General features: G+C 59.5%; 20 protein-coding genes and 1 pseudogene. 12 read left to right on the top strand and 9 right to left on the bottom strand.

The features are described from left to right. Positions 1–50: 50 nt before the first annotated feature. The 5 genes from hflK (PMA3_RS29945) (at position 51) to cfaB (ending at position 7,413) form a co-directional block, all read left to right on the top strand. Positions 51–2,009 (top strand): protease modulator HflK, encoded by a 1,959-nt coding sequence (gene hflK / locus PMA3_RS29945; protein ID WP_064680509.1) that lies wholly within the window; start codon positions 51–53, stop codon positions 2,007–2,009. Further along, a complete protein-coding gene (hflC, locus tag PMA3_RS29940; RefSeq protein ID WP_064680508.1) occupies positions 2,006–3,046 on the top strand; it encodes a protease modulator HflC in 1,041 nt (346 codons plus the stop codon). Before hflK (PMA3_RS29945) ends, hflC begins: the two co-directional genes overlap by 4 nt. Then, entirely contained in the window at positions 3,043–4,101 is a 1,059-nt protein-coding gene (gene hflK / locus PMA3_RS29935) for a protease modulator HflK (protein ID WP_064680507.1), read from the top strand. The genes hflC and hflK (PMA3_RS29935) overlap by 4 nt, the downstream gene beginning before the upstream one ends. Then, positions 4,098–6,008 carry a cation-translocating P-type ATPase gene (locus PMA3_RS29930; RefSeq protein ID WP_064680506.1) on the top strand — a complete coding sequence of 637 codons (1,911 nt, stop codon included), beginning with the start codon at positions 4,098–4,100 and terminating at the stop codon, positions 6,006–6,008. Before hflK (PMA3_RS29935) ends, PMA3_RS29930 begins: the two co-directional genes overlap by 4 nt. Before the next feature lie 217 nt (positions 6,009–6,225). Next, positions 6,226–7,413 carry a C17 cyclopropane fatty acid synthase CfaB gene (gene cfaB, locus PMA3_RS29925; RefSeq protein WP_064680505.1) on the top strand — a complete coding sequence of 396 codons (1,188 nt, stop codon included), beginning with the start codon at positions 6,226–6,228 and terminating at the stop codon, positions 7,411–7,413. Here the strand turns inward: cfaB and cls are convergent. After that, on the bottom strand, positions 7,410–8,849 hold the full coding sequence (gene cls / locus PMA3_RS29920) for a cardiolipin synthase (protein ID WP_064680504.1): 1,440 nt from the start codon (positions 8,847–8,849) through the stop codon (positions 7,410–7,412). The two genes, cfaB and cls, sit on opposite strands and share 4 nt — an antisense overlap. A 133-nt stretch (positions 8,850–8,982) precedes the next feature. Here cls and PMA3_RS29915 point away from each other — a divergent pair, with 133 nt between their 5' ends. Further along, positions 8,983–9,504 carry a DUF3617 domain-containing protein gene (locus PMA3_RS29915; protein WP_064680503.1) on the top strand — a complete coding sequence of 174 codons (522 nt, stop codon included), beginning with the start codon at positions 8,983–8,985 and terminating at the stop codon, positions 9,502–9,504. Between the two features lie 68 nt (positions 9,505–9,572). On the opposite strand, the gene PMA3_RS29910 is transcribed toward PMA3_RS29915, so the two are convergent. Next, positions 9,573–10,478 (bottom strand): His/Gly/Thr/Pro-type tRNA ligase C-terminal domain-containing protein, encoded by a 906-nt coding sequence (locus PMA3_RS29910; RefSeq protein ID WP_064680828.1) that lies wholly within the window; start codon positions 10,476–10,478, stop codon positions 9,573–9,575. Positions 10,479–10,694: 216 nt separating this feature from the next. After that, positions 10,695–11,592: pseudogene (gene folE2 / locus PMA3_RS29905) on the bottom strand (GTP cyclohydrolase FolE2). Positions 11,593–11,704: 112 nt separating this feature from the next. Between folE2 and zigA the strand changes: the two are divergent. Both zigA and PMA3_RS29895 read left to right on the top strand, forming a co-directional pair. After that, entirely contained in the window at positions 11,705–12,913 is a 1,209-nt protein-coding gene (gene zigA / locus PMA3_RS29900; RefSeq protein WP_064680502.1) for a zinc metallochaperone GTPase ZigA, read from the top strand. Positions 12,914–12,930: 17 nt separating this feature from the next. Continuing rightward, on the top strand, positions 12,931–13,587 hold the full coding sequence (locus PMA3_RS29895; RefSeq protein WP_102136485.1) for a DUF1826 domain-containing protein: 657 nt from the start codon (positions 12,931–12,933) through the stop codon (positions 13,585–13,587). 4 nt (positions 13,588–13,591) lie between these two features. Here the strand turns inward: PMA3_RS29895 and PMA3_RS29890 are convergent, their stop codons facing one another. Next, positions 13,592–13,948 carry a hypothetical protein gene (locus tag PMA3_RS29890; protein WP_064680500.1) on the bottom strand — a complete coding sequence of 119 codons (357 nt, stop codon included), beginning with the start codon at positions 13,946–13,948 and terminating at the stop codon, positions 13,592–13,594. 28 nt (positions 13,949–13,976) lie between these two features. Here PMA3_RS29890 and PMA3_RS29885 point away from each other — a divergent pair, with 28 nt between their 5' ends. Next, positions 13,977–14,945: a CobW family GTP-binding protein gene (locus PMA3_RS29885; RefSeq protein WP_064680499.1), complete on the top strand. Its 969-nt coding sequence runs from the start codon at positions 13,977–13,979 to the stop codon at positions 14,943–14,945. A gap of 63 nt (positions 14,946–15,008) precedes the next feature. On the opposite strand, the gene PMA3_RS29880 is transcribed toward PMA3_RS29885, so the two are convergent. Further along, on the bottom strand, positions 15,009–15,422 hold the full coding sequence (locus tag PMA3_RS29880) for a DUF3301 domain-containing protein (protein ID WP_064680498.1): 414 nt from the start codon (positions 15,420–15,422) through the stop codon (positions 15,009–15,011). A 116-nt stretch (positions 15,423–15,538) separates the two neighbouring features. Here PMA3_RS29880 and pdxY point away from each other — a divergent pair, with 116 nt between their 5' ends. After that, positions 15,539–16,411, top strand: coding sequence for a pyridoxal kinase PdxY (pdxY, locus tag PMA3_RS29875; RefSeq protein ID WP_064680497.1), 873 nt, complete (start codon positions 15,539–15,541; stop codon positions 16,409–16,411). A 14-nt stretch (positions 16,412–16,425) separates the two neighbouring features. On the opposite strand, the gene PMA3_RS29870 is transcribed toward pdxY, so the two are convergent. Further along, entirely contained in the window at positions 16,426–16,908 is a 483-nt protein-coding gene (locus tag PMA3_RS29870) for an acyl-CoA thioesterase (protein ID WP_064680496.1), read from the bottom strand. A gap of 282 nt (positions 16,909–17,190) precedes the next feature. Between PMA3_RS29870 and PMA3_RS29865 the strand changes: the two genes are divergently transcribed. Continuing rightward, the gene (locus tag PMA3_RS29865; RefSeq protein WP_064680495.1) at positions 17,191–18,954 is read left to right on the top strand and encodes a cation:proton antiporter; all 1,764 of its coding nucleotides are present in this window, start codon (positions 17,191–17,193) and stop codon (positions 18,952–18,954) included. A 23-nt stretch (positions 18,955–18,977) separates the two neighbouring features. Here the strand turns inward: PMA3_RS29865 and PMA3_RS29860 are convergent, their stop codons facing one another. The 3 genes from PMA3_RS29860 to uvrD form a co-directional block, all read right to left on the bottom strand. Further along, a complete protein-coding gene (locus tag PMA3_RS29860) occupies positions 18,978–19,385 on the bottom strand; it encodes an SMI1/KNR4 family protein (protein ID WP_010465379.1) in 408 nt (135 codons plus the stop codon). Between the two features lie 136 nt (positions 19,386–19,521). Then, entirely contained in the window at positions 19,522–20,394 is an 873-nt protein-coding gene (locus PMA3_RS29855; protein WP_064680494.1) for a Tim44 domain-containing protein, read from the bottom strand. Positions 20,395–20,692: 298 nt separating this feature from the next. Continuing rightward, the gene (gene uvrD, locus PMA3_RS29850; RefSeq protein ID WP_064680493.1) at positions 20,693–22,876 is read right to left on the bottom strand and encodes a DNA helicase II; all 2,184 of its coding nucleotides are present in this window, start codon (positions 22,874–22,876) and stop codon (positions 20,693–20,695) included. 258 nt (positions 22,877–23,134) lie between these two features. On the opposite strand from uvrD, the gene PMA3_RS29845 reads away from it, so the two are divergent. Further along, a complete protein-coding gene (locus tag PMA3_RS29845) occupies positions 23,135–26,008 on the top strand; it encodes an EAL domain-containing protein (protein ID WP_064680492.1) in 2,874 nt (957 codons plus the stop codon). The last annotated feature ends 73 nt before the right edge of the window (positions 26,009–26,081 follow it).

The following is a 26,081-nucleotide window of genomic DNA, read 5'->3' as shown; positions in this document are numbered from 1 at the left end:
TTTCGTTATATCGTAACGAACTGATGTGAAACGCTGAACACTGGGGTGGTATGCAAGTCGATCTGGATGATGATGGAGCTCAGGTAGCCGGGCTGCCGCGCTTTCAGCAGGCAGTTTTTCAAAGCCGGCGCTTGCGACAGTTCGCCATTGGCTTGGGAGCGCTGGCGGCGACAGGGCTGGTACTGGCATTTTTTGTCGGGCTGTTCGCACCTCAGTCACTTTGGGCGGCAGTGCTGACCCATCAAAGCGCCGGTTTGCTGGTGCTGGTTGCCGGGCTTCAGTCGGCCTGGTGGGTGACGCAGTGGCGCGCCCAAGCGATGAGTCCGTCTATACCGGCGGCGGTTATTGAACAAGCGATTAGCCCAAACGGATGGTACGAACGGCTGCTGGATCGACTTCATCAGCACTGGCTGAGAATGCTGATGCAGATTGGCGCGCCGACGTTGTGGCTGGGCGGGTGGGCGCTGTTGACGCTGTTGAGCATTGAACAGGCCTGGAACCTTGAGTTGCCGCCAGCCGCTCTCGGCGTCTCAGCCAGTGTCGGTGCTGCACTGTCGTTATTGCTGGCTTTCGGTTTGCTGGTGCTGGAACGTCAACTGACCCAGGAAAACCCAGGCCAATGGCCCGAAGCAGGGCCGTTGGCGCAGCTGACGCGTGTAGCAATCAGCTGCCTGTTGTTGAGCGCTCTCTGCCTGCTATTCGCCAATGAGACCTCCGTCTGGCCGGTACGGCTGGCCGTCCTGATCGGCCTGTTACCGGGGCTTGTTGCCGTCGAAATGCTGTTGCGCGCCGTGTTGTCATTGTTCAGCCCCAGGCAGGAACGACTCGAACCGGCAATGCTGGCGCGAAGCTTCATTGCCGATATGCTGCGCTGGCCACCACAACCCTTGCTGGCGCTGCAGCATGAACTGCACAACCGTTTCGGCATAGATCTGCGGCAGATCTGGGCCTTCACCTACATGCGCCGGGCCTTTTTGCCAGTGCTGGCAGTGGTTTCGGTCGTGGGTTGGTCGCTCACCGGCATTCACGAAATCCCCATGCACGGGCGAGGCATCTACGAGCGCTTCGGCAAACCGGTGGAGGTCTTCGGTCCTGGTTTACACGGGGGGTTGCCTTGGCCGCTCGGCCGAGTGCTGTACGTTGAAAACGGCGTGGTCCACGAGTTGGCCACCAGTGTTGGCGAAACGGCATCCGCGGTTGTTGCCGAACCCGCCGAAGGCCCGGCGCCGGCGATTGCCAATCGTTTGTGGGACGCGAGCCACGTGAATGACAAATCCCAGGTTATCGCCAGTAGCCGAGCCGACAAGCAGAGCTTCCAGATCGTCAACATGGATGTGCGTTTCGTCTACCGCATCGGCCTGAGTGATCAGGCTGCTCTAGCGGCGACTTACAACACTGCCGATGTACCGACCCTGATCCGCAGCACCGCCAGCCGGATCCTGGTTCTCGACTTCGCATCACGCACCCTCGACGGTTTACTGGGTGACGACCGGGTAGGGCTCGCCGAAGAAATCGGCCGGGCGGTACAAGCCGATCTGCAGAAACTCGACAGCGGGGTGGAAATTCTCGCCACCGTGGTCGAGGCGATTCATCCGCCGGCGGGGGCAGCTAACGCCTATCACGGGGTGCAAGCGGCACAGATTGGTGCTCAGGCATTGATCGCGCGCGAACGCGGTGCGGCAGCGGAGGCCACCCATCAGGCGCAATTGCAGGCCAGCATCGCCCGCGACCAGGCGACAGCCAGCGCGCGTGAAATCAACGCCACCGCCCAAGCGGCGGACCTGAAGTTCAGCGCCGAACAAAAGGCTTACGCCAGTGCTGGCCAAGCCTTTGTGCTGGAGCAGTACTTCAGCCAACTGTCCCGAGGCCTGGCCACTGCACAACTACTGGTGCTCGATCATCGTTTAGGCGGCAGCAACCATGCGCCGACCATCGACCTGCGTACCTTCACCCTGCCGGCTGACCCTGTGCCGCCGAGCCAATCCGCTCAACCAGGAGCTGCCCATTGAGCCAGTCGCACGCACACGCTGACCACAGCGATCATGATCATGATCATGGCCATGGCGGGCATCACCATGGACATCACCATCACCACCACGGTGACCCACAACAAGCTAGCCCGTTTCCGTGGCGACGCATGGGCTGGGCTGCGCTGCTGGTGGCGTTCGCCGTCGCGGCAGCGAGCCTGGTGCAAGTACGGTCCGGGGAGGCTACGGTGATCACGCGCTTTGGCAATCCATCGCGCGTGTTGCTCGAACCTGGTCTTGGCTGGCGTTGGCCGGCGCCGTTCGAAGCGGCAATTCCGGTCGACCTGCGATTGCGCACCACCTCCAGCGGTTTGCAGGATGTGGGCACACGGGACGGTTTGCGCATCATTGTTCAGGCTTACGTGGCGTGGCAGGTGCAAGGTGACCCGGACAATGTTCAGCGCTTCATGCGCGCTGTGCAGAATCAGCCGGACGAAGCCGCGCGGCAAATACGCACCTTCGTCGGTTCGGCGCTGGAAACCACGGCCAGCAGTTTTGACCTGGCCAACCTGGTGAACACCGACGCGAATCAGGTGCGCATTGCCGATTTCGAAACGCAGTTGCGTCAGCAAATCGATCAACAATTACTGACGACCTATGGCGTGCGGGTTGTGCAAGTCGGCATCGAACGCCTGACCTTGCCGTCGGTAACCCTCACCGCCACAGTCGATCGCATGCGCGCCGAGCGTGAAACAATTGCCACCGAACGCACGGCCATAGGCAAACGCGAAGCGGCTCAAATTCGTTCCGCGGCGGAACGGGATGCGCGAATCGTCCAGGCCGATGCCACGGTCAAGGCGGCCGAGATCGAAGCCCAATCCCGGGTCGAAGCCGCACAGATTTACGGTCGTGCGTATGCCGGGTCGCCGCAGCTGTACAATCTGCTGCGCTCGTTGGACACGCTGGGCACCATCGTCACGCCCGGTACCAAACTGATTTTACGCACCGACGCCGCGCCCTTCAGAGTGCTGGTTGACGGCCCGCCGACCGTCGAAAACAAGACCGGGTCGCAGCCATGAGTTTGGTTCCACGTGGAACAAACGAGTTGAATAGCCCTTGGATTCAGGCAGGGCGATTAGCTTTCCTTGCCCTGTATGCGGTGACTATTCTCGCCGCACTGGCTTGGGCATTTTCCAACGTGCGGCAGATCGATCCGCAAAATCGTGCGGTTGTCATGCATTTCGGCGCCCTCGATCGCGTGCAGAATGCCGGGTTGTTGTTGGCGTGGCCGCGACCGTTTGAGCAGGTCATTCTGTTGCCGGCGGCAGACCGGGTTATCGAGCGTCGAATTGAAAATCTATTGCGCAGCGATACTGCCATGCAGGCCGATCGGGTCGCTACGTTCGCCACACCTCTCAGTGACGCGCTGGCCGGCTCCGGTTATCTTTTGACCGGTGACGCGGGTGTGGTGCAGCTGGATGTGCGGGTGTTCTATAAGGTCAACGAGCCCTATGCCTTCGTCCTGCAAGGCGAACATGTGCTACCGGCCCTGGACAGATTGGTCACGCGTAGCGCCGTCGCACTCACTGCGGCCAGAGACCTGGACACCATTCTGGTGGCGCGACCGGAGCTGATCGGTGCGGATAACAAGGCGGCGGAAAGACGCGAGCGTCTGCGTGGCGATCTGGTACAGGGGATCAATCAGCGCTTGGCGCAATTGACGGCGACAGGGCAGGGGCTGGGTATCGAAGTGGCACGCGTCGACGTGCAATCCAGTCTGCCGGGACCAGCGGTCAATGCGTTCAATGCGGTCCTGACGGCAAGCCAGCAGGCCGATAAAGCGGTGGCCAATGCGCGTACCGAAGCTGAGAAATTGACCCAGACCGCCAACCAGCAAGCCGACCGAACGTTACAGGTCGCCCACGCCCAAGCCAGCGAACGGCTGGCGAAAGCCTCTGCCGACACCGCCACCGTATTGAGCCTGGCTTCAGCGCAACAGCAGGGCCGCGACCCGCAAATGCTGCTGCGTATCTACCGTGAGCGAATGCCGAAAATCCTCGGTCAGGCCGGGTCGGTGACTACGGTCAATCCGCAAGACGATTCCCGCCTGATCATCCAGGGAGCTGCCCAATGACCGCCTCGACTGCCGCCGCATCGAACCTGTTGTCCTCGGCTGAACAACGCAGCGCCGCTCGCCAATTGACCTTGGCGATGCTTGCCCTCGGCTTGCTCATACTAGGACTGATCTGGCGCTGGTTATTGCCGCAGCAAACGGGCATCAGTCAGTTACTGTTGGGGGTTGCTTCGTTACTGGTGGCCGTGCCGGTGATGCGCTCCGCGTGGTACAGCCTGCGTTACCCGAGTTTGCACGGCATCACCGATCAGTTGATCGCCCTGGCCATGCTCGGCGCCTGGGCCACCGGCGATCTGCTGACCGCTGCACTACTGCCGATCATCATGATCTTTGGCCATGTCCTGGAAGAACGCAGTGTGATCGGTTCACAGGAGGCGATTCGTGCACTCGGCAAGCTGACACGCAGCCATGCGCGCAGGGTACAGGCGGACGGTTCAATCGTCGAAGTCGACAACGGCACGCTCAAGAGTGGTGACGTGGTCGAGGTACGAGCGGGTGATCGGGTGCCAGCGGACGGACGGGTTATAGCTGGCCAGGCGAGTCTCGATACTGCGTCCATTACCGGTGAGTCGGTGCCGCTGGAAGCGGCTGTCGGCATGCAAGTATTCGGTGGCGCGATCAACCTTGATGGCTTGTTGCGCATTGAAGTAACCCGCACCGGCAATGAATCGACCCTGGGCAAAGTCATCGCGCTCATGCAAAACGCCGAGCGATCCAAGCCGCCGATCACGCGGTTGCTGGAGCGCTATGCCGGCAGCTACATGGTTCTGGTATTGCTGCTGGCGGCCGTGACCTGGTTCGTGACCAACGATGCTCAGGCGATGCTCGCCGTGTTGGTGGCAGCCTGTCCCTGTGCACTGGTGCTATCGGCACCGGCCACGGCGATTGCCGGTGTCGCCGTGGCGGCTCGTCACGGGATTTTGATCCGCAGTTCGGCGTTTCTCGAAGAGTTGGCAGACCTGACTTCGCTGGTGGTCGACAAGACCGGAACCCTGACCTTTGGCACCTTGCGTTTGCAGTCCATCGACAGCCCGCTGGAGGATCGCACCCACGTCCTGCAATTGGCTGCCAGCCTCGGTTCTGCCAGTAGTCATCCCGTCAGCCGCGCGCTCGCCGGCCTGGTGACTCAAGAACATTTTCTGTTGCTCTCGGATATCCGCGAGCGTCAGGGTTTGGGTGTTGTGGCAATGACCGGGCAGGGCGAAGCGGCATTAGGTCGGCCGGAGTTGTTCGCTCAGTTGGGCATCGACACATCAGCGGTTCCCGACCACGACGGCCCGATTGCCGGGCTGGCACTCAATGGTGAATTTCTCGCCTGGCTGTTGTTGGCTGACAGCGTCAAACCCGAAGCGCGCTTTGCCTTGAGCGAGTTGCGTGAGCTCGGATTGGGTCGGCAGTTGTTGCTCACAGGTGATCGACACAGCGTCGCACACACGCTGGCGCGTGATGTCGGTATCAGTGATGTCGAAGCGCAGGCCCTGCCCGAGGACAAGCTCAATCGCGTGCTGAAAGAAATCGGCAGTGGCTTCCGGCCGATGGTGGTCGGGGACGGTATCAACGATTCCCTGGCGCTCAAGGCAGGCGTCGTCGGGGTGGCCATGGGGGCGGGAGGAGCGGACATCGCCCTGGCATCGGCCGACATCGTACTGATCGGCAGCGACCTGCGGCGGCTCGGCACCTGTGTGCGCTTGAGTCGCCAATGCCGGCGGACCCTGCAGGTCAATGTGATTATTGGTCTGGGCTGGACGCTGGCGATCGTCGTGTTCGCTGCATTCGGCTGGCTGGGGGCGGCGGGGGCGATGATTGCAGCGCTGTTGCACAACCTGAGCACCTTATTGGTGTTGGGCAATGCGGGTCGGCTGCTGCGTTTTCAAGAGCCTTTGCTCAAGCTCAAGGACGAGGTTTGAATGAAGCGGCTGGCACGGCTCTAAACCGGGTTATCACGGCGCTATGAACTGTGCGTGGAATTTGCAGTCATCTGGTTGAGGGCATAGCACTTTATGTACTCTCGGCGGCTGGTTGTAGCGCCGTGAGTTATAGAAAACGGCTATTAATTCGATAGCCAGCTATTTTTCCAGGATGGTCTACCCTCACATCAGACGTCTGAAACAAGGGGGGCTCTCCATGCTCGCGCAACTTCCGCCGGCCTTACAGAATCTGCAACTACCCTTACGCTTGCGACTCTGGGACGGCCATGAATTCAACCTGGGACCGACGCCCAGCGTCACGATTGTGGTCAAGGACCCACAAATGGTTACCCAGTTCACCCACCCCAGTCTCGACGCGCTCGGAGCGGCGTTTGTTGAAGGCAAGCTGGAGCTCGAAGGATCCATCAGTGACGTGATCCGGATCTGCGATGAATGGAGTCAGGCGTTGTTGGACGAGGACGAAAGCAATCAGCCGGTTCGTGCCGTCCATGACAAGGAAACCGATGCCAAGGCGATTTCCTATCACTACGATCTTTCCAACGCGTTTTATCAGCTGTGGCTCGACAGTGACATGGCGTATTCCTGCGGCTATTTCGAGACCGGTAGCGAGACCCTTGAGCAGGCCCAGCAAGCCAAATTCCGTCATCTGTGTCGCAAGTTGCGCCTGCAGCCCGGCGAGTATCTGCTGGATGTCGGTTGCGGATGGGGCGGGTTGGCGCGGTATGCGGCCCGGGAATTCGGCGCGAAGGTATTCGGCATTACGCTCAGCAAAGAGCAGTTGGCCCTGGCCCGGGAGCGGGTGAGCGCCGAGGGCCTGGACGATCTGGTCGAATTGCAGCTGCTGGACTACCGCGATTTGCCCCAGGACGGGCGCTTCGACAAAGTGGTCAGCGTGGGTATGTTTGAGCATGTCGGTCACGCCAACCTGCCCCAATACTGCAAAACCTTGTTCGGCGCGGTGAAGGAGGGCGGCCTGGTGATGAACCACGGGATCACCGCCAAGTACACCGATGGCCGTCCGGTGGGGCGCGGTGCCGGTGATTTCATTGGGAAGTACGTATTCCCCAACGGAGAGTTGCCGCACTTGTCGATGATTTCTGCCGAGATCAGCGAAGCCGGGCTGGAGATCGTCGATGTCGAGAGCCTGCGCCTGCATTACGCGCGCACTCTTGACCATTGGAGCGAACGGCTCGAAGACAATCTGGAAGCCGCGGGCAAATTGGTACCTGAGCAGGCACTGCGAATCTGGCGCCTGTACCTGGCGGGATGCGCCTATGCCTTCGCCAGGGGCTGGATCAATTTGCACCAGATACTGGCGGTGAAAGCCCATGCAGATGGCAGCCATGAACTGCCATGGACCCGCGACGACATCTACAACCCCTAGAGTATGGGTGAAATCAGCCGGGCGATCCGCATGCCGACCTGTTGCAGGCGGCGGGTCTCCCGGCTTTCTTCTTTGGCGATTTCATGGGCCTGGGCAAAGTCATCGTTAAGCATTTGTTCCACTTCCAGGGCAAAAGTGCTGTCCACTGTCAGTAGCATCACTTCGAAGTTCAGCCGGAAGGAACGGTTATCCATATTCGCACTGCCGACGGCGCTGATTTCGCTGTCGACCAACACCACTTTCTGATGCAGGAAGCCAGGCTGGTACCGGAACACCCGCACTCCGGCACGCACCGCTTCGAAGGCATAAAGGCTGGAGGCGGCGTAGACGATACGGTGATCCGGTCGCGACGGGAGCAGGATGCGTACATCCACGCCACGCAGCACCGCTAGACGCAATGCGGCGAATACCGCCTCGTCAGGGATGAAATAAGGACTGGTGATCCAGACTCGTTCCGTGGCCGCGTGGATAGCTTCGACGAAGAATAACGAACAGGTCTCGTAGGCATCAGCCGGGCCGCTGGCGAGCAACTGGCAGAGCACGCCGTCGTCAGGATAAGCGTCGGGCAAGATCAGCGGTGGCAGAGAGCGGGCCGCCCAGAACCAGTCTTCGGCGAAGGATTCCTGCATGCAGGCAACGACGGGGCCCCGCACTTGCACATGGGTATCGCGCCACGGTGCCAGAGGCGGTTTTTCTCCCATGTATTCATCACCGACGTTATGCCCGCCGACGAAGCCCAGAATGCCGTCTACGACCACGATCTTGCGGTGGTTGCGGAAGTTGACCTGGAAGCGGTTGAGCCAGCCACTGCGAGTTGCAAACGCTTTGACCTCTACCCCGGCATCGCGCAACGGTTGCACGTAACTGTGGGGCAAGGAGTGGCTGCCTATTCGATCGTAAAGCAGATAGACCTTCACACCTTCAGCGGCTTTTTTCAGCAGCAAGCTGTGCAGACGTTGGCCGAGGCGATCGTCGTGAATGATGAAGAACTGGATCAGCACTGCTTGCCTGGCGTGGCTGATCGCTTGAAAGATGGCATCGAAGGTGGCTTGGCCGTTGATCAGCAAGCGCACCTCATTGTTGGCCAGGCATGGCATGCGCCCCAGTTTCGGCATCGCCCTGAGTGACGAATAGGCTTCGGAGGCGCGTGCGGTCAGTGCCTCTTCGACCCAGGGTCGCCAGTTCATCTCGGCGATGGCTTTGCGCATTTCCTCGTTGGCCTGACGTCGGGCCTTGATGTAACCATCGAAGGTACTGCGGCCGAAGACCAGATAGGGAATGAGCGTCAGGTAGGGAATGAACACCAATGACAGGGCCCAGGCGATCGAGCCTTGGGCGGTGCGAACGGTCAATACGGCATGGATCGCCGCTATCATGCCTAACGAGTGCAGAAGGGCGATCAGGTAACCGAAAATGTGCGGTCCGAAATAATCCATATGGGGCAACCTTGCTCCTGAAGATTCAATGTTTAACAGACCATGTTCCGTGCAGAATGTCGCTAATTAATTGGCCCATGAACCGAAGCCCTTGGCTGACGTCTAACGGCCACTACTGATCAGGAGTTACTCGATGAACGTTCCTCTGCTGGGTTTGGCCGTGGTGTTTGGTTTGGCTCTTCCTGTGGCCGCTCAGGCTCAGATGCTGCAGCCGGGATTGTGGGAGTTGACCTCGAGCAACATGAAAGTCGATAACCAGGACCTGCCCGATCTGCAATTGATCCTTGGGCAGATTCAGAGCCAGATGACCCCTGAACAGCGTGCACAGCTGGAGAAGCAAGGCATCACCATGGGTGGAAAAGGGATTCGGTCTTGCCTGACGCCAGAGCAGGTAAAGACCGATAATATTCCGCTGACGGATCCGCAATCGGGCTGCAAACAGGAAATTACCGAACGTACGGGCAACCAGTGGAAATTCCGCTTCAGCTGTCCGAAAGCGCAAGGTGCGGGCGTTGCTACATTCCTCAGCGATCGCGAGTTCACCACCAAGGTCAACGGCACGTTCAACGCCACCGGCATCCAGCAAAAGGGTAGTCTCGATACTCGCGCCGTGTGGTTGGGGCAGGATTGCGGAACGGTTAAACCCAGAGCCTGAAAACTTCGCCGGCAAGCCGGTCTCGCTCACACAGGGATCGTGTGGGTGGGCCGCTCGTGGTAGTTCGCTCAGGCTCTCCCGAGACCTGTTGATCTCAACCATTCACATACCGCTTCAACCGCCATTCTGCCGAAATCTTCCCCGGTGCGGCTGCGCACACTGACAAACCCGCCTTGCTTTTCTTTCTCGCCGATCACCACCAGATACGGCACGTGCTGACTGTGCTCGCGAATCTTGTGGCGAACCTTCTCGTTGCGTAGATCTGCACTGGCCCGCACGCCACTTCGGCGCAATGCCTCGGTCACTGACTGGGCATAATCCAATTGGCGATCGTCCATGCTGACGACAATCACATGGGGCGGTGTGCGCCAATGTTCCAGTTCCTGTTGGCAAGACCAGCAGGTGCCGTAAATCCGTTGTGGCGAAGTACCGCTGATATGATCCAGGGCGAACGCCTGTAACACCTTGGTTGCGGGAACATGCGGGCCCACAGTCACACATTCGAAATCCCCGAGCAGGTACGGCGACAGTGTTTCGACAGGTGTTGACTGCAATGACGGATCGCGCCGGCGGATCGGATGATTAGTCAATGCCAGCGTCTTCATGCGCGCTTCGATACTGGCAAGGTCGACCAGAGTTAAAGGACGTTCGTAAACAAACTCATAAAAGAACCCGTCACCCAGCGCCGATCCGGTTTGCAATTGCGCACACGGGTAAAGCTGTTTGATCGCCATGGACAACATCAGCGCGCAGGAGCGGCGCAGAATCTCCAGGCCATCGGGTTCCTGAGGTGTGACAATACCGACTCGCGCGTCCGCCTCGATCATGAAGGCACAGTCCACCAGCACACCGTCTACCCGACCCGCGACAGCGGCCTTGGCCAACCCGCCGCCAATGCTCGCGGCAACCTCATAGACGGACAGGGGCTGGTCGTATTCACGCATTGAACCATCAGTCAAAGTGATCTGGATCATGGTCAGTGTCTCGAAGGTTTCGATCACATGCGCTAGCGCATAAACGCTAGGGAAAAACCTGGTAGCTGTCATTAAGACGTTGGTCGTGCCCGGCGATTTGCTTGTCCTGGGAGGGGCGTACGTTTTTGCTGATAACTGCTTTGCCAAAAATAACAGCGGTTTTTCAACGTAGGCAGATTTCGCGATTAGCGGTAGAGCAAAAAGGTTTCTTCCGGATCATTCGGCGTGCCAGTTCCAACGGCTTTCGGCGACGGCATCATGGGCGTGCAGGCTTTCGGCGTGGATGACCTGAACGTGAAACGCGTTAATGCCAGGCGAGCGTTTCAATGCCACATTCAAGCGTCGGGCGGCATCTTCACAGAACATCAGGTTCTGACCGTTGGCCAAAGCGAAGGCTTGTTCGTCGGCCCGTTTCACGGCGGTTTGTACGGCGGTGCCGAGCGCCGCTTCCACGTCATTGATGGTTGCGATCAGCGGTAGATCGTCCAGATGGTCATCCAGACGAAGGCGCAATTTCGCAACGCTGCGCTGGCTATGGGGCGTCGCAATGATGCCTTTCGTGGAACCGAGCCATGCCAAGACATCGGCATGTTGCAGTGCCTTGTTGGCAAAGTCATCAACGAATTGCTGTTGGATCAACTGCCGGGACAGGGCCGCTGAGCACGGGCAGGTCGAAGAGTAGGGCACGTCAATTTTTAGTTCCACGTGGAACATCGCGTTTTTAAGATGCGCTTCGATGGTGACCGGGTAGTTTTTCCAGCCCGACAATGGGGCTGACCAACGCCGATCTTTTCAGCAGCAAATCGGTGTGAATGCGCAGATAAGCGCTGGTGGACAGCCCTTCATGACTTTCCAGAAAGCGCTGCAAAACTTTCCGCAGCAATTCGGGCGTGAGGTTTTCCTGGTCGAGCATTTCCAGGGCCAGGTACAGCCGCGACATATGAATGCCACGCGCCTCACCCTCATCGAGGCTCACGCCGGCATCGGCCTTTGCGCCAAGGCGTTGGCCATCGAAGGAAACAGGAAGAGCAATGCCACACATGCCCACCCACTCCAGTGGCAGGGCTTGGCGTGAGGCTTGCGCGGCAATATCCGGCAGAGTCAGCGCGTTCATGAGCAGGTCCATCGTGGAAGTCGGTTTCGTATGTTATGTTATTACATTAACTGCGACCACGCCTTTTTCAAGCCCGACGATTTGATCGGGTAGGCCCTGTGAGGAATTCATGATGCCCAACCGCCTTCCTGTAACCGTCCTGTCCGGCTTTCTCGGTGCCGGCAAAAGTACATTGCTCAACTACGTGCTACGTAACCGCGACAACCTGCGGGTCGCCGTGATCGTCAACGACATGAGTGAAATCAACATAGATGGCAGCGAAGTCCAGCGCCACGTCAGCCTCAATCGCGCTGAAGAGAAGCTCGTGGAAATGAGCAACGGCTGCATCTGCTGCACGCTGCGTGAGGACTTGCTGGAAGAAGTGAGCAAACTCGCGAAGGAGGGTCGGTTTGATTACTTGCTGATCGAATCGACCGGTATTTCCGAGCCATTGCCGGTGGCGGAGACCTTCACGTTTCGCGACGAAGACGGGCAGAGCCTGGCTGATATCGCCCGGCTCGACACCATGGTCACGGTGGTCGATGGGATGAATTTCCTGCTCGACTACCAGGCCGCCGACAGTCTCGCTTCCCGTGGCGAGACATTGGGCGATGAGGATGAACGCTCGATCACAGATCTGTTGATCGAGCAGATCGAGTTCGCCGACGTGATCCTGATCAGCAAGATCGACCTGATCAGCAGTCGTGAGCGTCAGGAGTTGGTCGCAATCCTCGAGCGGCTCAACGCCCAGGCGGAAATCATCCCGATGGTGATGGGGGAAATCCCTTTGGAGAAGATTCTCGATACGGGTCGCTTCGACTTTGAAAAGGCCGCCCAGGCGCCTGGTTGGCTCCAGGAATTGCGCGGCGAACACGTGCCTGAAACCCAGGAGTACGGCATCGCCTCCAGCGCCTATCGAGCTCGTAGGCCCTTTCATCCACAGCGTTTCTTCAGCTTTATCGACCGGCCATGGGTGAATGGCAAACTGCTGCGCTCCAAGGGCTTCTTCTGGCTGGCCAGCAAACACATGGATGCCGGCAGCTGGTCTCAGGCAGGCGGGTTGATGCGCCACGGCTTCGCCGGACGCTGGTGGCGTTTCGTGCCGAAAACCCAGTGGCCGCAAGACGCAGAAAGCACAGCCGGGATCATGAAAAACTGGACCGCCGCCGTTGGCGATTGCCGGCAGGAGCTGGTGTTTATCGGCCAGCACATCGACTTCGCGCAGCTCAACGCCGACCTTGATGACTGTTTGCTGAACGACGATGAAATGGCGTTGGGCGTCGAGGGCTGGAGGCTGCTGGCCGATCCGTTCGGTCCTTGGCATGAAGAGGAGGCTGCGTGATGTTGGCGCTGAACCCTATGGGGACGAGCTTGCTGGCGAAGACTTCCAGTCGAACCCTGCATCAGCATCAGGGTGCCATGCCGGAGACCTTGATCAGAATCCTTGAAGACGATGTAAACCTCGCCGTCTGGAATCGCCAACTCCCGGCGCACATCGCTGATTTTGGCAACTTGCTGTTGTCCCTGAACGAACCGCTGGCGCAATCGCTTTCGTTTGAACTGGCTGACGATGACGCGCAACCCAGCCTTCAAGGGTTGGCTTCGGGCTTCAGTGATCTTGAAAGCTACGAAGGCTTCATTGCCGACGTCTCGTGGCTGGTCAGCGCCTTTGCCTGCCTGTTGGGCGCCAAGCGTATTGGTCTGCGCCTCAGGGCCCTGGACAAGGCCATGTGCCCCCGCTTCCACGTTGATCATGTGCCGGTGCGGCTGATCACTACCTATGCGGGTATCGGCAGCCAGTGGCTGAAGGAAGGAGTGATGGATCGCCGCAAACTGGGCCAGGCTGAAGCCGAGCCTGACGTCGACTCGCAGATTCAGCAGATCGACAGCGGCGACGTGGCGCTGCTCAAGGGCGAGAAGTGGCACGGCAACGAAGGCTTCGGCCTGATCCATCGCTCACCACTGCCCGCGGCGGGTGAGCGTCGCTTGATCCTCACCCTCGACTGGCTGGCCTAGCGGCTCACGGCTTGAGCCAGGTGCCCTGGCTCTTGGCTTCGCAAAACGGTTGCAAATACGCCGCATCGGTGGCCACGCCGTAATAGTGAATGTCCTGGCGGTAAGGCATATTGGCTACTTGAGCGTTGCTGCACACACCGAAGGCACCGGTTGGACATTGGTCCACGTACTGCACCTCGACTTTCTGCCCGGGCAGGTTTGGTTGACAGAATCCGTCGGCGAATAGCTTCTGCGGGATGGTGCGGTTCTGCTGGCAGACTCTGACGTCGAGTCGTTCAGCCGTACTATGTACCACACATGCTTGGGCCAACACTTCGCCTGAACCGAGTGCCAACAGCAACGCCAATCCCATCAACCGCATTCTTTACCACCTCAGAAAAATACCGACCATGTTGCAGAACATCCCGACCCACGTCATCGCCGGCCCGTTGGGCGCCGGCAAGACCAGCCTGATCAGGCACCTGCTGGCGCAACGACCGCCGAACGAACGTTGGGCGGTGCTGATCAACGAATTTGGCCAGATCGGCCTCGATGCTGCACTGCTGACCCGGGACATCGAAGGTATAGCACTGGGTGAAGTGGCCGGGGGCTGTTTGTGTTGCGTGAATGGCGCGCCGTTTCAGATCGGGCTCGGGCGCTTGTTGCGTAAGGCGCGGCCGGATCGGCTGTTCATCGAACCTTCGGGGCTGGGCCATCCGGCGCAGTTGCTCAGGCAGTTAGGTGAAGCGCCGTGGCAAGGGGTGCTGGCCGTTCAGCCTTGTGTACTGGTACTGGATGCCCAGGCGCTTGCTGTCGGCAAGCCGCTGCCGGCGACTCAACAGGAGACGCTAAATAGCGCCGGCCTGTTGCTGTTGAACAAGTCGGAAGGTCTCGATACCGCTGATCGGCAGCGTATCGCCGCGCAGCTGCCGGCACGTCGGTTGTACTGGACGCAGCAAGCCGAGTTGCCGTTGAGCGAATTACCCGGGCTTGAAACCCAGGCTGTTGAGGGTGTGGATAACTTCAGCGTGCCTAAGGGACTGGCGCAGATGCCGGCGGTCTGGAAGGATCCTGCGTTACCTATTTGCCTGAGTCAGGAACAGGAGGGCGGTTGGAGTATTGGCTGGCGTTGGCATCCGAGTCAGGCATTCGAGGCGGCGCTTGTTGGCCGATGGCTTGAAAGCCTTGCCTGGCGGCGGGCGAAGCTGGTTATCCACAGTGTCGAGGGTTGGGTCTCAGCGAATGCGCTGGATAACTCCGTGCTGGAGTGGCGGCCCAGTGAGTGGCGTCGGGATTCGCGGATCGAATTGATTTTCAGTGAGCCGCAGGATGTTGATTCGCTGCAAAGGGCTTTGGCGGAGTGCCGTTTGAGATCTTGAGATTCTAAGGATCGCAGCCTGCGGGGGAATGCATTTCAAGGCAGGAGCCTGCGATCTTTTGATTTATGGGCGCCACTTGGTATGTTCCTGCCGCCACTGGCTCAACTCAATGACCTCGGCACGAGGCTTCACCACATCGACCACTTCAGGCGCATCGTCGAAGGGCATGGGGTAGGGTGCCAGTTCGATCTGTGCGCTGTGGGCGCCAAATTGAGTGATGGTACCGTTGTGACGGGTTTCGCCGGTCACGGTGAATTCGAAGTTATACACACGGGCCAGGCGCCGGCGATCGTTGGCGTCTTTGATGAAGGCGATTTTTTTCAACGCCACGTTGCCGTCCAGCAACTCGATTCCGAGCTTGCTGCAATGCTGCATCACCCGCTCCAGCGCCCGCTCGCGCAAGCCATGGTTGTGCCATAGCCACGCGCCACCGGTGGCGAGCAACATCAGCACGAAGATATTTCCGAGGGTCAGCATCAAAGGGTGCTCCAACAAGATAGTGTCAGCTTAACTGGGTCGCCGGTCTGTCGTACAGGCCGTGTTTCGTCGCATACTGCGCGGCTCGAATTCAATCGTTTTACGGAACTGACCGCATGAAACGTACGCCCCATCTGCTCGCCATCCAGTCCCACGTGGTGTTCGGCCACGCTGGCAACAGCGCCGCTGTGTTCCCGATGCAGCGGGTCGGGGTGAATGTCTGGCCGCTCAATACCGTGCAGTTCTCCAACCACACCCAATATGGCCAATGGACCGGCGACGTACTGGCCCCGCATCAGATTCCCGAGTTGGTGGAAGGGATCGCCGCGATTGGCGAATTGGGCAACTGCGATGCTGTATTGTCCGGTTACCTCGGCAGTGCGGCCCAAGGTCGGGCCATCCTGACAGGGGTGGCGCGAATCAAGTCGATGAATCCCAAGGCGCTGTATCTGTGTGATCCGGTGATGGGTCATCCGGAGAAGGGGTGCAGTGTACCGGCGGAAGTGAGCGATTTCCTGCTGGAAGAAGCGGCCGCCGTGGCGGATTTCATGTGCCCGAACCAGTTGGAACTGGACAGCTTTTCGGGGCGCAGGCCGCAGTCCCTGTTCGATTGCCTGGCCATGGCGCGAGCGCTGCTGGCGCGGGGTCCGAAGGCGGTGCTGGTCAAACACCTGGCCTATCCCGGCAAGCCGGCGGACGTTTTCGAGATGCTATTGGTGACGGGAGAGGGTAGCTGGCACCTGCGTCGTCCGATGCTGGCGTTTCCCCGTCAGCCGGTGGGTGTTGGCGACCTGACCTCCGGGCTGTTTCTGGCTCGCGTCCTGTTGGGCGACAGCCTGGTGGCGGCGTTCGAATTCGCTGCGTCTGCCGTGCATGAAGTGCTGCTGGAAACCCAGGCCTGCGCCAGCTACGAGCTGGAGCTGGTGCGGGCGCAAGACCGCATTGCTCATCCGCGGGTGCGGTTTGAGGCGATGGCGATCAGTCTCTGAGCTGATAACAAACTTCAGGCGTCGTCCTTGATCTCCTGATAACGCTTTTCCAGTTCCTGCCGGATCTGCCGACGCTGCTGGGCCTGCATGAAGCGACGCTTGTCTTCGCTGTTCTGCGGTTGCAGCGGCGGGACCTGGGCCGGTTTGCGCAGGTCATCCACTGCGACCATGGTGAAGAAACAACTATTGGTGTGGCGCACGGAGCGCTCGCGGATGTTCTCGGTCACCACCTTGATGCCCACCTCCATCGAGGTGTTGCCGGTGTAATTGACCGAAGCGAGGAAGGTCACCAGTTCGCCGACATGAATCGGCTCGCGAAAAATCACCTGGTCCACCGACAAAGTCACCACATAGCGGCCGGCATATCGGCTGGCGCAGGCGTAGGCCACTTCGTCGAGGTACTTGAGCAAGGTACCGCCGTGAACATTGCCAGAAAAATTGGCCATGTCGGGGGTCATCAATACCGTCATCGACAGCTGGGCGTTTCCGGGTTCCATAGCGTTCTCACGGATCAAGGCAGGTTTCGGAAGGGCGCACCTCTGCGGGTGCGTGATCGGTTTTTTCAAACCACAGTTATCGGGACGCCGGGCGGAGGATCGCCGTCACGCCCCAACGATCTGTTTCCATATATTGCACCGCCTTTCTGCCGGAAGTCGCGGTGTTACCCTTCAAATGCCCACCCTGAAGGCAATTCCTACATCTAAATCGGATTTTTCCTCTGCTCAATCAGACCTTTCCGGGCTGGTGTTTGAGCAATCGTTACTCAAGGAGCCCACACCATGCACGCCATCAGTTTTATCCAGGACTTGGCAGTGATCATGTTGGTCGCGGGTGTGGTGACCGTACTGTTCCATCGCTTCAAACAGCCCGTGGTTCTTGGCTACATAGTCGCCGGCTTCATTATCGGCCCGCACACGCCGCCTTTCAGCCTGATCCACGACGAAGAAACCATCAAGACCCTTGCCGAGCTGGGGGTGATCTTCCTGATGTTCTGCCTGGGCCTGGAGTTCAGCCTGCGCAAGCTGTTCAAGGTGGGGGCCACGGCGTTCATCGCAGCGTTCCTGGAAATCGTGCTGATGATCTGGATCGGCTACGAGATTGGTCGCTGGTTCGACTGGAACACCATGGACTCGCTGTTCCTCGGGGCGATCCTGGCGATTTCCTCGACCACCATCATCGTCAAGGCCCTGAATGACCTGAAGATGAAAAACGAGCGCTTTGCCCAACTGATCTTCGGCGTGTTGATCGTCGAAGACATCCTGGGCATCGGCATCATCGCCTTGTTGTCGAGCATCGCGGTCAGCGGCACGGTCAGCTCCGGCGAAGTCTTTTCCACGGTTGGCAAGCTGTCGCTGTTCATGATCGTCGCACTGGTCATCGGCATCCTGCTGGTCCCGCGACTGCTGGCCTACGTGGCCAAATTCGAAAGCGACGAGATGCTGCTGATCACCGTGCTGGGCCTGTGTTTCGGCTTCTGCCTGCTGGTGGTCAAACTCGAATACAGCATGGTGCTCGGGGCATTCCTGATTGGCGCGATCATGGCTGAATCCCGGCAATTGCTGAAGATCGAACGCTTGATCGAGCCGGTTCGCGACCTGTTCAGCGCCATCTTCTTTGTCGCGATCGGCTTGATGCTGGACCCGATGATCCTGCTGCAATACGCCTGGCCCATCGCGGTAATCACCGTGGCCGTGGTGCTGGGCAAGATGCTGTCCTGCGGCCTTGGCGCTTTTATCGCTGGTAACGACGGACGTACCTCACTGCGGGTGGGGATGGGGCTTTCGCAGATTGGCGAATTCTCCTTCATCATCGCGTCGCTGGGCATGACCTTGCAGGTCACCAGTAACTTTCTCTATCCGGTGGCTGTGGCGGTTTCGGTCCTCACCACGCTGATGACGCCGTACCTGATTCGTGCCGCCGACCCCTTGTCGATCAAGCTGGCGGCGGTGATGCCACAACGCCTGAGCCGGGTGTTGGGCATGTACGGCGAATGGTTGCGTAGCATTCAGCCTCAGGGCGAGGGCGCGCTGCTGGCGTCGATGATCCGGCGGATCCTGTTGCAGGTGGGGGTCAATCTGGCGCTGGTGATTGCGATCTTCTTCTCGGGCGCGTACTTCGCTGAGCGCATGTCCGCTTACCTGCAAGACTGGATCAGTGACCCGAGCTGGCAGAAAGCGTTGATCTGGGGTGGGGCGCTGCTGTTGTCGCTGCCGTTTCTGATCGCCGCCTATCGCAAGCTCAAGGCGCTGTCGATGCTATTGGCGGAGATGGGGGTGAAGCCGGAAATGGCCGGGCGGCACACAGAGCGAGTGCGTCGGGTGATCGCCGAAGTGATCCCGATTCTCTCGCTGCTGGTGATCTTCCTGCTGTTGGCAGCCTTGTCGGCCAGTATTCTGCCGACCAACAAGTTGCTGGTACTGATAGTCGTCGTTGCGGCCGCCGTGGCGGCGCTACTCTGGCGCTGGTTCATCCGCGTGCACACGCGCATGCAGGTGGCCTTGCTGGAAACCCTGGACAACCACAAGGATTCGCCGGGGCATTGACCACCGGAGGCGCGTCAGACGGCTCAGCTTTCCAGCCAGACGTCCCGCGCCCAGTGCCATACCGATTCCCAGGTTTCTTCGGCAACCAGCTCTTCCTCGGCCAGCCACAGCACCACGGTGCCGTCTTCTTCGACCAGGTAGTAGTTGTCGCCGTCCTGGCAGATAGGGATCATGCTGCGATCGACGCCGGCATCCCAGGCGTTGGCAGCAACGTCCGGCAGGTAGGTGTGGGATTGCGGGTCGGTGACGGTCACCGGCTCCAGGCTGCCGTAGACCACGTCGCTGACGGTCAGCAGAAATTCTCTGAAGACAAACGGGATGTCGATGAACAGTTGTTCCTCGATTTCCACGATCTGGTCTTCGTCGGGTAATTCCAAGGGGACCGGTACCGGTTCGTTGGCTTCACGCAGTTGTTCGATGATTTCTTCCACGTCCGGGATCCTCTTGCTGATGGCGCGGTTCATATGGGGCGGTTTATACAGTAGCTCGCTATAGATGCAACCGCGAAATAGAAAACCCCGGCCAAGGCCGGGGTTTTTTTATGCGACATGTTTAACGCAAGTCGGTTCAGCCGTTCTGGCGGATACCTGCGACCAACCAAGGCTGGTTTTCGCCCTGCGGACGTTCCATGTTCCAGCTTTCGCTGAACACTTCGCCCTGGTCGAAGCGCGAGTTCTTCGACACACCGCTGAAGGTCAGGGTGGCGATGGTCTTGTCGGCGCGATCATCCACGCCATCCAGCTGTACATTGAGGTTATCAATGTAGGTGGACTGGAAACCTTCGCCCAGTTCCGCACGTTCGCGCTTGAGGAACTCGAGCAGTTGCGGGGTCACGAACTCGGAGATCTTGTCCATTTCGTTGGCGTCCCAGTGCTGTTGCAGGGACTGGAAGTGGTTGCGGGCCGCTTCAATGAAGTTCTTTTCATTGAACCAGGCTGGCGCATTGATCACCGGACGAGCGGCGACAGGTGCTGCCGAGCCGCCGAAGATCGAGCCCATGGCGGCTGGCTTCTGTTCGAACGCTTCACGCTGCATCGGCGCGCCGGCCGGAGCCAGGTGCTCCTGCTGCTTGCGGCGACGGGCGGCGATGAAACGGAAGACCAGGAAGGCGATGACCGCCATGATCAGGATGTCGAAGATCTGCATGCCTTCGAAACCGCCACCCATGAACATGGAGGCCAGCAGGCCACCGGCAGCGATGCCGGCCAGAGGGCCGAGCCAGCGCGAAGCACCGCCGGCCTTGGCGGCAGCGCCAGCGGCACCGGCGGCACCCGCAGTGGCGGCAGCACCGCCCGCGGCAGAAGAAGGAGCCATTTGGCTGGTCTGGTGAGTCGGCGCAGCGCCGGAGCTCTTGCCGCCACCAAAGCGCTTGGCGTTGGCGTCGAGGCTCATCGTCAGGCCGATGCACAACGCCATGGCGATGCTAAGAAAACGTTTCATAAAGGGAATTCCCATTTGTGGAAGGCACGCGCGCCATGTTGCACAGGTGAAGTGTTACTGGCTAGCGGCAGATTGTTTCGGGCTTTTGCCTGACAGGTTTTGTTCAGCTTCAATCAGCGCAATAAGGCCTGTGTACTTTGGTCTGTAGGAGTTGTGATTTAGTTCGGTAGGAATGAACCCTGTAGGAGCGAGCTTGCTCGCGAAGGTCGTCAACGGTGACGCTTTCATTCTGAATGAATGCGTTGTCCTGACGTTTTTCGCGAGCAAGCTCGCTCCTACAGTAAGCCGATCGCTGGCGTCAGATCGCTTCCAGCTTGGCGTAGCCGAGCATCAGCCACTTGCTGCCTTCGTTGAAGTTCACCTGGACCCGGGCCTGAGCCCCGGCACCTTCGAAGTTCAGGATCACGCCGTCGCCAAACACCGAATGCCGAACGGTCTGGCCCAGGCTGAACCCGGTGTCCGGGATCTCGCTGCCACCAAACAGACTGCTGGAGCTCTGCTGCTGACCACCGCCGAACGGACGGCTGACGCTGTTGGACAGGCGCACTTCCTGAATCAAGCCTTTCGGTATTTCCCGTACGAAACGCGACACCTTGTTGTAGGTCTCGCTGCCGTACAGGCGTCGGGTTTCAGCATAAGTCATCACCAGGTTCTGCATCGCCCGGGTGATGCCGACATAGGCCAGGCGGCGCTCTTCCTCGAGACGGCCGGGTTCTTCCAGGCTCATCTTGTGCGGGAAGAGGCCTTCTTCCATGCCCACCAGGAATACATAAGGGAATTCCAGGCCTTTGGCACTGTGCAGGGTCATCAACTGAATGCTGTCTTCGTGCTCGTCGGCCTGGGTATCGCCCGCCTCCAGCGATGCATGACCGAGGAACGCTGCCAATGGCGACAAGTCTTCATCTTCTTCAGCGTTTTCGAAGTTGCGCGCCGCGCTGACCAGTTCCTCAAGGTTTTCTACCCGGGCCTGGCCTTTCTCGCCTTTTTCCGCTTCGTGGTAAGCAATCAGCCCCGACTGCTCGATGACCGTCTGGGTCATCAGGTGCAGGGGCATTTCCATGCATTTGGCGGCCAGATTCTCGATCAGCTCGATAAAGGCCCCCAGGGCGCCTGCAGCGCGCCCGGTCAGGCCTTTATTGGCGACCAGCAGTCGCATGGCTTCCCACATCGATACATCGCTGTGACGGGCATGGTCGCGTATCGCTTCGACGGTTTTTTCGCCGATACCACGGGCCGGAACGTTGATCACCCGTTCCAGCGCCGCATCGTTGCCACGACCTTCCAGCAAACGCAGGTAGGCCATGGCGTTCTTGATTTCAGCCCGCTCGAAAAAGCGCTGGCCGCCATAGATGCGATAGGGAATGCGCTCGCGCAATAAGGCTTCTTCCAAAACGCGCGATTGGGCGTTGGAACGGTACAAAATCGCAATATCACTGCGCGCCAGGCCGGTTTTCAGCGCGCTTTCAATGGTTTCCACCACGTAGCGTGCTTCATCGTGTTCATTGAAGGCTGCGTATAGATTGATCGCTTCGCCTTCACCGCCGTCGGTCCACAGCTCTTTACCCATGCGTCCGGCATTGTTGGCGATCAGGGCGTTGGCAGCCTTGAGAATTCCGGCGGTGGAGCGGTAGTTCTGCTCCAGCCGAATGGTCTCGGCGTCCGGAAAATCGTCCGAATACTGATAAATGTTTTCGATTTTCGCACCGCGCCAGCCGTAGATGGACTGATCGTCATCGCCGACCACCATCAGGCTGTCGCCGCCCTTGGCCAGCAGACGTAGCCAGGCGTACTGCACGGCGTTGGTGTCCTGGAACTCGTCCACCAGAATGTGGCGGAAGCGCTTTTGATAATGCGCAAGCAAGCCCGGATGATCGCGCCACAGGTCGAGGGCACGCAGCAACAGTTCGGAGAAGTCGATGACGCCAGCGCGCAGGCACGCGGCCTCGTAGGCTTCGTAGATGCTGCGCATGGTGGCCAGGAACAAGTCGCCGCTGGCCTGGATGTGTTGCGGGCGCAGACCTTCGTCTTTCTGCCCGTTGATGAACCATTGGGCTTGACGGGCCGGCCAACGTTGCTCGTCCAGGCCCAGTTCGCGGATCACCCGCTTGACCAGTCGCTGCTGGTCGTCGCTGTCGAGAATCTGGAAAGTCTGGCTCAGCCCGGCTTCTTGCCAATGCGCCCGCAACAAGCGGTGCGCCAGGCCGTGGAAAGTGCCGACCCACATGCCGGCCGGGTTGATACCCATCAGCTGCTCGATGCGATGGCGCATCTCGGCAGCGGCCTTGTTGGTGAAGGTCACCGACAGGATCGAGTGGGGCGAGGCGTTTTCGACCTGGATCAACCAGGCGATACGGTGCACCAACACTCGGGTTTTACCGGAACCAGCACCGGCCAGGACCAACTGACGACCCACGGAGGCAGCTACGGCCTGGCGTTGGGCATCGTTGAGGGAGTTCAGCAGAAGGGAGAGATCATCGCGCATTGGGGCATTCTAGGGGGCGGCGCCACCCCGGGCAAACCCCGCTTTGCTTTAGGCGATGAAAGTCATGGGCAGGACGACCGGTCGGTCATCGGCTGCAGGCGATGGCGAGACGTGCCTGGACGCTTTTACGGCGGGCAAAACCGCAGATATTTTCCCCTGTTTTCTGACCCGGGGCAGTTTGGTCCGGGCAGTTGCTTGTGTATGCTCCGTGCACGATTCGGGCTCATGCTCATCATTATAAGAACAAGAACTTTGCCTATGACCCTCAGCTCCGACCTGTCGGGCCCCGCGGTGGAGCCTCGGGTTATCCGCAAACAGTACGCCATGGAAATGGCGGTCGAGCGCACGCGCCTGCTGTATCAAGGCTCATTGCTGCCCACGCTATTCATGTTGATCAATGGCCTGGTCTGCGCCTGGTTGCTCTGGAGCCCGCCGCGCTATGTCCTGGTCAGCGTCTGGCTGGTGTGGTTGTTGTCGTTGGTGGCGTTGCGGGTGATTCAGGTCGCGGCCTTCGATTCAGCGATTCCCCACCGCCAGGCCCATCCGATCTGGCGGCGCATGTTTATGCTGGGTTCGGCCCTGACCGGCCTGACCCTGGCCGGTGCCGGCATTGCGCTGGTCCCCGCCGACAACTTCATGCAGCAAGCCTGGGTGTTCGGCCTGATCGGTGCAGCTGCGCTTTCGGCCAGCGTTGCCTATGCGGTGAGCCTGCCCGCCTTCCTGTCCTTTACCTTGCCCTGCCTGTTGCCGGCCATTGGCTATCTGTTCTGGGGCGGCGATGAGCAGGGGCAGGGATGGGGCTGGTTCGGGCTGATTCTGCTGGGCGCGTTGAGCGTGGTCGCCTGGCAGGTCAATCGGCTGATCGATAGCGGGCTGTTGCGGCGTTTCCAGAATCAGGCACTGATCGAGCACTTGCAGCAGGCTCAAAGCGACAGCGACCGGCTCAATTACAAGCTGGCCAAGGAAATCGACCAGCGCCGTCGTGCCGAAGACGAACTGCGTGCGATTCAAACCGGGCTGGAAAGCCGCATCGCCCATCGCAGCCTGGAGCTGGACGCCGCCAACCAGGCCTTGAGCAAGAGTGAAGCGCGTCTGGCGCTGGCATTGAAGGCCAGCGAGCTGGGCCTGTGGGACTGGAACCTGCAAACCGATGAAGTGCACCACACCCACCTCCAGGAGTTGTTCGGCCTGGAGCCGGAGTTTGTCACCGCGATGCTGCGCCACCTCAAACCGCGCCTGCACCCCGATGACTTGCCGTCGCTCAAGCGCGCACTGGTCGAGCATTTGAAAGGCCGCAGCGAGGATTATCAGGTTGAGTACCGCGTGCGCCATGGCGACGGTCATTGGGTGTGGATCGAGGACCGTGGCCGAGCGGTCGAGCGCAGTGACAACGGTCGGGTCATCCGTATGGTCGGCACCCGCCGCGACATCAGTGTCAGTAAAAGCCTGGAAGTGCAGCGGCAACTGGCAGCGACCGTATTCGAAGCGGCCAGCGAAGGCATCGTGATTTTCGACCCGAACTATGCGCTGATCGCGGTCAATCAGGCGTTCAGTCGAGTCACCGGCTATGCCATCGAGGACATGCTCGGGCGCAATGTGGTCGACTTGCCCTGCAGTCGTGATGCCCGTCGGCATTATGCGACGATCCATCAAGCGCTGGAGCAACACGGGACCTGGCAAGGCGAGCTGGTGGAAACCCGCAAGAATGGCGAGCTGTATCCGCAATGGCTGCAATTGAATACCGTACGCGATACTCGGGGAAGCGTGAGCCATATTGTGGGCTTCTTCGCCGATTTATCAGCGCGCCGTGAATCTGAAGAGCGCATGCGCTACCTGACCCATTACGACGAACTCACCGGCCTGGCCAACCGCTCGCTATTTCGCGAGCGGCTAGGCGAAGCTCACCAGCGGGTGCGACAGGGCGGCTATCGCAGTCTGGCGCTGCTGCACATCAACCTGGATCGTTTCAAACTGCTCAATGACAGCCTTGGTCATGAAATCGCCGATCAGTTGTTGCAAAAAATGGCTCGGCGCCTGGTCAATGCGTTGCCTGAGGCAGACACCATTGCGCGATTGTCCGGCGATGAGTTCGCCGTGTTGTTCAATGCCTATGGCAACCTGTCGAGCCTGGCGCGGGTGGCAACGCGCTTGTCGTCCAAGCTGCGTTTGCCGGTGACCGTCGAGGGGCACGAGTTGGTGGTGAGCGCTTCAATAGGCATCAGTATGTTGCCGGACACCGCCAGGGACATTTCCGCGTTGGTCAGTCAGTCGAACATCGCCATGCAGCATGCCAAACACTTGGGCGGCAATAATTTCCAGTTCTACACCGACAGTCTGCAGGCCAGCACCCTGGAGCGCTGGCAGCTGGAAAATCAGCTGCGCAAGGCCATCGAAGAAAAGCAATTGAAAGTGTTTTACCAACCCAAACTGTGCCTCGCCACAGGCCGGTTGAACGCTGCCGAGGCGCTGGTGCGCTGGGATCATCCGACCTTGGGCAACGTTCCGCCGGGGGATTTCATTGGCCTGGCCGAAGAGGCGGGACTGATTGGCCCTATTGGCGAATTCGTGTTGCGACAGGCCTGCTGGCAAGCCTGCGAGTGGCAACGTCAGGGGCTTGCGCCGATTCGAGTGTCGGTCAATCTGTCGGTACACCAACTGCGTCAGGGCAAAGTGGTCAGCCTGGTGCGTCAGGTGCTGGAAGAAACCGGCCTGGCGCCGCATAACCTGGAGCTGGAGCTCACCGAAAGTCATTTGCTGGACAGCGTCGAGCACATCATCGCCACCTTCCAGCAGCTGCGAAATCTTGGGGTAAAGCTGGCGATCGACGATTTTGGTACCGGGTATTCGTCCCTGAGCTACCTCAAACGCATCCCGGTGGATTACGTGAAGATCGATCAAGCATTTATCCGTGGCCTGGGGGAGAGCACAGTGGATGCGGCGATCACCCGGGCAATCATTGCCATGGCTCATGGCCTGTCGTTGAAGGTCGTGGCTGAAGGGGTGGAGCGGCCGGAACAGCTTGAGTTTCTGAAGGCTGAGCGCTGTGATGAAGTGCAGGGCTATCTGGTCAGTCGGCCAGTCGAGGCCGATGGCCTGTTGCAACTGCTGCGTGCGGACGCGATGCCCTTGTAAGGGCTACATGGAGCGCGCAGGGCGTGAAATGGGGACATCGAGTTACGCATTGAGCAGGCAAAAAGCCGATTCT

It is taken from the genome of Pseudomonas silesiensis (assembly GCF_001661075.1).
Classification (GTDB): Bacteria; Pseudomonadota; Gammaproteobacteria; order Pseudomonadales; family Pseudomonadaceae; genus Aquipseudomonas; species Aquipseudomonas silesiensis.
Note: the sequence above shows the minus strand (reverse complement) of the source record. Positions and strands in the feature narration are given on the sequence as shown.